7 protein-coding genes are annotated in these 6,426 nt (G+C 52.3%); all 7 read right to left on the bottom strand.

Going from position 1 to position 6,426, the window contains the following annotated elements:
- Window positions 1–3,209: host specificity protein J (locus tag IM313_RS20710; RefSeq protein ID WP_193056105.1), on the bottom strand; the 3,209-nt coding region annotated here is incomplete at its 3' end.
- Between the two features lie 54 nt (window positions 3,210–3,263).
- Window positions 3,264–3,530: a hypothetical protein gene (locus IM313_RS20705; RefSeq protein ID WP_193034355.1), complete on the bottom strand. Its 267-nt coding sequence runs from the start codon at window positions 3,528–3,530 to the stop codon at window positions 3,264–3,266.
- On the bottom strand, window positions 3,527–4,117 hold the full coding sequence (locus IM313_RS20700) for a tail assembly protein (RefSeq protein ID WP_047174733.1): 591 nt from the start codon (window positions 4,115–4,117) through the stop codon (window positions 3,527–3,529). The genes IM313_RS20705 and IM313_RS20700 overlap by 4 nt, the downstream gene beginning before the upstream one ends.
- Window positions 4,118–4,175: 58 nt before the next feature.
- Window positions 4,176–4,589, bottom strand: a complete 414-nt coding sequence (locus IM313_RS20695) for a hypothetical protein (RefSeq protein ID WP_193034354.1) — start codon at window positions 4,587–4,589, stop codon at window positions 4,176–4,178.
- Window positions 4,590–4,618: 29 nt separating this feature from the next.
- A complete protein-coding gene (locus tag IM313_RS20690) occupies window positions 4,619–5,329 on the bottom strand; it encodes a C40 family peptidase (RefSeq protein WP_193034353.1) in 711 nt (236 codons plus the stop codon).
- A 1-nt stretch (window position 5,330) separates the two neighbouring features.
- Window positions 5,331–6,089, bottom strand: a complete 759-nt coding sequence (locus IM313_RS20685) for a phage minor tail protein L (RefSeq protein WP_047345256.1) — start codon at window positions 6,087–6,089, stop codon at window positions 5,331–5,333.
- A complete protein-coding gene (locus tag IM313_RS20680) occupies window positions 6,086–6,424 on the bottom strand; it encodes a phage tail protein (RefSeq protein ID WP_000963855.1) in 339 nt (112 codons plus the stop codon). Before IM313_RS20680 ends, IM313_RS20685 begins: the two co-directional genes overlap by 4 nt.
- Window positions 6,425–6,426 lie beyond the last annotated feature (2 nt).

Here is a 6,426-nt window from a genome sequence, read left to right as displayed (position 1 = left end):
TGCCCGTTCTGGATAACAAACGGCAGCGACACGCTGTTACCTGCGGCTGAGGTGACAGCGAACCGGTCAGCCAGGAAGATTACCTGCGACTGCATCCCTGATGGCGTATTCTCCACCCCGATCCCCATGCCTGCGGCGTAATACTGGCCATTACTCGTTACCCCAACTTTGATGTTGTACATCGCGCTGAGCTGGCCGTTTACGTTCGCAATTGCCTGGGCGTTCGTTGTTATCGCCGCCGTATTTCCGTTTATGGTCGCAGTGATGGCGTTTATCTGCGTCGCCGTGGTCTGCTGGTAATTCGAAACCGTCTGGCTCAGACTGTTGATGGATGCCGTATTACCGTTGACGTTCGTCTGCAGGCTCAGCAATGCGCGCGCCGTTGCCTCTCTGTCGTTGACAATCACCTCGTCAATGCGGTCCAGATTCGCGCTGTTACCGGCAACCGAAGCAGACAGGGTTTTACGCGTGGCGACCTGAGCAAGATTTGCCTGGATTATTGCAATTGCCGAGTTCTTCACGCCTCCTGTCATGCCGTCCATCGACACAGAAATCTCGTCGATCTTCACTTCGGCCTGCGCCAGCCCGTCAGCGTTCTCCTGGATGTCTTTCGCCTGCTGTTCGAGTTCGTCGGCATGGTTTTTGATTTCGTCAGCCATGCCAGCAATTTTTTCGTTGCTGTCCACCGCGTTCTCGATCAGGTCTTTGAAGGTATCAGAGTCTTTAATTTCCTCCAGGATCACATCAGTGATATCGGAAACATCGATGCTGGCCTGTCCTCGCACCCATTCTGTGTACCCTGACTCGTTGCCGCTGCGGTCCACCAGCTGCGCGCGGTACCAGAAAATCTGCCCAGCCTTAAGGCCCATCTGCTGATAATTGCGCTGCGGGTAAGGCACGTCGGCCAGCAGCAACGCATCATCTTCGGTGCCGGTCAGGCTGTACTGAATTTCCGTCTTCAGCGTGTCGTCGGTATTCGCCGGGAATCCCCAATTTAGCTCGATACCGAATACCACGTTTTCAGAAGCGATGAAGCCAACCGGCTTCGGTGGGTTGCCCACTTTACCCGTCAGCGTTTTCTCTTCTGAATAGCCCCATCCGGATGAAATTTCTGCGGCATTGATTGCGCGCACGCGCACCAGGTAGCGCCCGGCATAAATTCCGGGGACGTCGAATGACGTGGTGGAGCTGCGCGGCACGTTAACCCAGTTCCCGTCGTTGCGGCGCCACTGCGCTTCATAGGCAATAGCGTTCTGCGCCTGGTCCCAGCTCACGCGCATCGTTTCGACGCTGATATTCTGCTGAACCACGGAAAACGAGCTGATCACGATGTTCGCAGGCGGCGACTGGTTGCCCGGCGGGATCACGCTCACCGGCCGCTGGTCAATGATGGCTCCGGTATCAATACGGGCATATTTATCCGGGTCGTGCCATGCGCCGGTAATCGAGAAAGTGCCATCACCGTTATCGGAAACGCTGACAACACGATACTGCTGCGCGTATAGCTCGTCAGATTCAACCACCCAAACAGCTTCGGCCTGTGGCGTCTCACTGTATGCCGTGGTGACTGTGACTGATTCACCGTTCACGGCCTGAATGGTCCTGCTCTGCGATGCTCCGGAAGGTAGGTTGAGAATAAGGCGATCACCTGCAGCTGCATCTGCCACGCGGTCTAGTTTGATAACGCGACCGTTAACGGCGCTGATGCGGCCGCCCATAACCTTTCCGGAAAGCAGCTCGTCTGCCACGGCGATGATGTAGCCCGGCTGCGGAATGTTACCGTCCAGCCCGACATCAAACGAAACAACGCGATCCTTGTTGTTGGTGAGAATACCCCAGCGTCCCTTTCGGTTCGCTTCTGACTGCCTGGTGCAGCCGATGGCGGTCATTTCCAGCTGATTGAAGCCGTACCGCGCCACCAGCGCCTGCTCAAATACCGGCTCCATCGCGTCGGCATAAGCATTACCCGGGTCTGACCATGAAACCAGCGCTGTGGTGTAGCGGCTTTTCGTGGTGCTGCTCGAATAGGTGAAGCGACCGCCAACAACGTTAGCGCGCGTGTAGCTGTAATCAACATCGCGCGGCATATCAGCCAGGGCCACAATCTGATCCCCGCCCCAGTAGGTCATGCCACGGAAGATAGCAGCAAAATCACGCAGGACTGTGTAGGCGTCGTTCCGGTCCTGAATGTACACGTTGCAGGTATAACGTGGTTCAGTACCGTTGCCCCCTTTACCATCAGGTACCATCTGATCGCAACACTGGGCAACCTGATACAGCGTCCATTTATCAATATTCGCAGCGGTCAAACGGTGCCCGAGGCCGAACCGGTCAGAAACAACCAGGTCGTAAAAAATCCACGCAGGGTTATCCGTCCATGCCCACTTAAACGCACCGGTCCACGTACCGCTATAAGTGCGTGTTTCAGGGTCGTAGGTATCTGGCACGCGGATAACGCGGCCGCGGGGCTCGCAGGAGATCTGAGGGATAGAGCCGTTAAACTGGCTGGAATCGAATTCGATGTAGAGTAACGCTGTGTTTGGATATCGTAACTTGGCGTCAATCACCTCAGTGAAGCTCTGCAGCGTCATCGTGTCGCCGATCTTCGCGCTGTTGGCATCAGAGGTAATCTTACGCAGACGTATTGTCCAGGTGCTGCCAGCCTGCGGTAAATCGATACGGTGGCTGCGCTCATAACCAGACGTCGTTTTGCCGGTCACGCTGGTATTGAGTACCGTCTGCCATGTGCCGCCGTCCGTCTGCAGGTCAATCGCATAATTGACCGAGTAACCCACCAGATCACCGTCGTCCTCCTGTTTGAAAAGCGAGGGCCATTTCAGACGCAGGCGAACTGCTGAAAGCTGCGTATTGGTAAAGGTGCGCGTCCATGCTGTAGCGCTTGATACCTCAGTTCCTACGCTGATTTCGTTTTCGGTACCGGGAATACCCTGAATATATTTTTGGGCCTGCGTTCCTGCGCGAAACTCCCACGTTACACCGCTGAAGTTTTGGGAGCCGTCAGCATTCTCCAGGGCCGTTCCGTCCAGGTAGATATCTTTGCCGGTTAGCTGCCCTGCAAACTCCCCTTCCCCAAGCGCAACGAGGATTTTTGCCTTCGCTACAGATTGCAGATCATCAGGCTGTTCGGTAGGGGTTCGGGAACTTGAGCTGCCGCCCTTGCGGCCTTTTATAGCGATTGCATTTGCCATATTGCGCCCATAAAAAAAGCCACCCGAAGGTGGCTTATTTCTGAAGAAAAATAGTTAGATGTTTGTTTCGCTAAATGGGTTTACAAAGTCAGCTTCAGCTTTGAAAAACGGACAATCGCTTGAAGTCGTTACTGATAAAGGAAGACCGTTATCTTCAACGTCATATAGCTTGGAATATTTATCAGAAACCTTTCCTGAAAAATTCTCGCGGCAAATAACATCTTCGCCACGTGTTACTGTCACTTTCGAACTCCCACCGATTAAAATGCCTTCATCGACTCGCTGTAGGCCTGAAATAGTGATTCTCAAGTATTTTTTCATTGTTGATCCTCCACATAAATTCCGGCTGAGATAATTGCTCCGCCTATCCGCCGGCGACCATAAAGGAGCGGTACCGGGTAGCCTTGCGCCGCGGTGTTTGTTACACCACCGAATGCGTATGATGCACGGTTATCTGCGCTTTGTTTACTGGCTAATCCGGTTGGCTGAGGAGATAGCATCTGGACAACACCACCCGCCATCATAGCTCCACCAGCCATCATTACATTTACACCCCAAGCCTGGGCAAAACCAAATGTAGCAATGGCACCTACTGCAACAATAACAGCACCCAATATTGTCTGAAGTACACCAGCCTTTTTGCTTCCGATGATAACCGGTACAATCCTGACCACTTCACCAGTTACCGGAAACCCTAGGTCATCAACTCCTATGTTTTTCTTTCCTTTAAAAATGGCAAAGGTTAGTCCGCGACGCTTGCTGTTTACCATATAACTTTCAAACCCGGAGATTGTTTTTGCGAGTGCAACACCTGCTTCAGAAACTTTACTGATAAGTCGCCAATGAGTTTTACCAAATATTTTCCCGGGTTCGCCGCCAAGTTCAATTCGAGTCATTACTTCAGACATATAAACCTCTTAAAAATAAAAAACCCCGCCTGAGCGAGGTTATACATAATTGCTGCATTCAAAATGCTGTAGGGTAGATACCAAAATCACCGTTGGTTCCGTAACCAACTCTAAACATCAATACCCCAGTTTCTGTCACCTTACCCGACTGTTCGCTCATGCCTCCGCCACACATACCTTTGGGCCAAGCGCTAAAGATATGATCTCCAATTTTGGGATAGACCGTTACCTTTTGAGCTGTGTCTAAGTCTGCGACCTCCTTGCCATCAACATAAACTCGGGTCATGCAGGCGCTGCCCATAAAACCAGAGTCGCGTTTGATTATTACCTTACCAGTCCCTTCTTTTTTAACTAGCAGTGTATTGTTGATAACCTGTTTTGCAGGAACATCCTGTGCTTGTTCATTTGTCACCGGCTTTGTTGCACAACCAGCAACCATTAAGATGGAGGTAAAAACTAAAATTCTTTTCATATCCCTATCCCCTTTGGTTTTGCAAAAGGTTAGCACAGAGATTTGTAACGTAGAATCTTCATCGTCCTTTCCTGCCAGTAGCCACCATACGGCACGCGCTGGCTCAGATGTCCGTACAGGTGGTGCAGCAGCATATTTCCCTCCAGCAGAATTCCCGCGTGATTCCACTTATCGGCCTGGACCTGCATGATCACCATATCGCCGGGTTTCGGTGGCCCGTCGAATTCACAGAATCCGCACTCATACCAGCAATCCTGATAGAAATTGTCCTGATAGTCGTTTTCCCACCAGGGATAATCCACCCGGTAATCGTGGAGCTCGATACCATGCGTTTGCCGGAAATAGCTCATTACCAGCCCCCAGCAGTCGAAGTGTCCAAGCACAAACGGACGCTCCAGCAGCGGCAGTTCTCCGCGCGGCTGGATGGTGCGTAAATCCCCCTCCGGCCAGCTCACAATATGCCAGGGTAAAAGCGTTGCGTCGCATTGCGCTTTATCCAGTTCGCTCGGTTGCGTTGTGGCGTCAGGGTGACTGTGAACGATGGCGATCACCGTTCCCCAGTCCTCAGCAACTGCGTAGTCTTCGGGGCAAAGGACAAAATTGTCCTCCGGCGCCGCGGCAAGATTTCGGCACGGGAAATAACGTTCAACGCGGCTTTTCTGCGCCACCACGCCGCAACACTCATGAGGATATTCAGCTGCAGCATGCGCCATAATCGCATCGATGGTTTTCTGACGCATATCAACTCCTGATCAAAGACGTGCCCGGGAAGCCACCAAACGAGAGTTCGTTATTTTCGCCGAATCGGAGTTTGCAGGCCGTCAGCGTGCCGTTGCATTCATCCAGCGACGGATCGCTTACCGGGTTGTTGTTTTTGTCGAAATAGCGGGTGCCGGCATAGTCACAGCCGTCGCCGGTACGATATTTATTCCGGATGCACCAGGTACACAGGGAATGAAGCTGTCGCGTCGGGATCATTTGCCCCTGCAGGTCCATCGGGCTGGACAGAACAAATTCAACGGTTTCACCGGCAAGCTCGCCAGTTTTCCCGTCGATATACCAGACCTGCAGCTTTTCCTGAGTCGGGTCTGCTGTGGGGTTGCCGTCTGCGAAATTCCTGGCATCGAGATATTTCTCTTTTGTGTCGTGAATAGTGACTTTCGCCTGCAGCAGATCGTCATACGCAAGGCACAGGGCAGAAATGGAGCTTTCGATGTTCGCAACCGTCAGTGATGGCGTTGCGTTGCTCCCACTGGTTGATTTCTCCAGACCTTCCAACTGATACGGCCAGGCGGCGTATTCATTTCCCTGCCACCAGATTGGTTTCGCCGGAAGCTTGGACTCATCCCCACCAGCGGCGATGATTTCCGCTTCTGTGTGGGGAATGTTGTAATTGTGAAAGCGGAGAACGTCCGTTAGCCCAAAGGAAGAACCGTCCACCTCAATCAGACGAACATCGTTTCCGGATTCCAGCTTCTGATAATCTGCGTTTAAGCTCATGGTTTAAAAGCCTGGATGAATGTTGCTTCAAGGTTGAATTTCCCCGCGCCGAGCCCGGTGGGTTTATACGTTTCGCAACGATACAAACCCAAAGGTTCGAGCGGTGGCTTCCACTGAAAGGCTTTCGTTCCTTCATGCCTGTCGAGAAAAGATTTAATCGCTGAAATGTAGGTTTCGTTGCCAGTAAAATTGAGCGTCCATTGCTGGGTTCTGGTATTCAATCCATCCCCTGAAACCTGCTCATATCCATCGCCAAACTGGGCTTTCCTGACGCGGAAACTTGTATCTGCCTCCGCGTTAATCCGTGGGCACCAGGTGAAAGTTTCAATGGCCATAA

Source organism: Enterobacter cloacae complex sp. P2B, from assembly GCF_014895985.1.
Taxonomy (GTDB): Bacteria; Pseudomonadota; Gammaproteobacteria; order Enterobacterales; family Enterobacteriaceae; genus Enterobacter; species Enterobacter bugandensis.
Note: the sequence above shows the minus strand (reverse complement) of the source record. Positions and strands in the feature narration are given on the sequence as shown.

What these genes read in the sequence shown, in the direction of transcription:
- IM313_RS20680 (WP_000963855.1), bottom strand. Translation starts at nt 6,424, where the DNA reads ATGGCCATTGAAACTTTCACCTGGTGCCCACGGATTAACGCGGAGGCA.
- IM313_RS20705 (WP_193034355.1), bottom strand. Translation starts at nt 3,530, where the DNA reads ATGAAAAAATACTTGAGAATCACTATTTCAGGCCTACAGCGAGTCGAT.
- IM313_RS20700 (WP_047174733.1), bottom strand. Translation starts at nt 4,117, where the DNA reads ATGTCTGAAGTAATGACTCGAATTGAACTTGGCGGCGAACCCGGGAAA.
- IM313_RS20695 (WP_193034354.1), bottom strand. Translation starts at nt 4,589, where the DNA reads ATGAAAAGAATTTTAGTTTTTACCTCCATCTTAATGGTTGCTGGTTGT.
- IM313_RS20685 (WP_047345256.1), bottom strand. Translation starts at nt 6,089, where the DNA reads ATGAGCTTAAACGCAGATTATCAGAAGCTGGAATCCGGAAACGATGTT.
- IM313_RS20690 (WP_193034353.1), bottom strand. Translation starts at nt 5,329, where the DNA reads ATGCGTCAGAAAACCATCGATGCGATTATGGCGCATGCTGCAGCTGAA.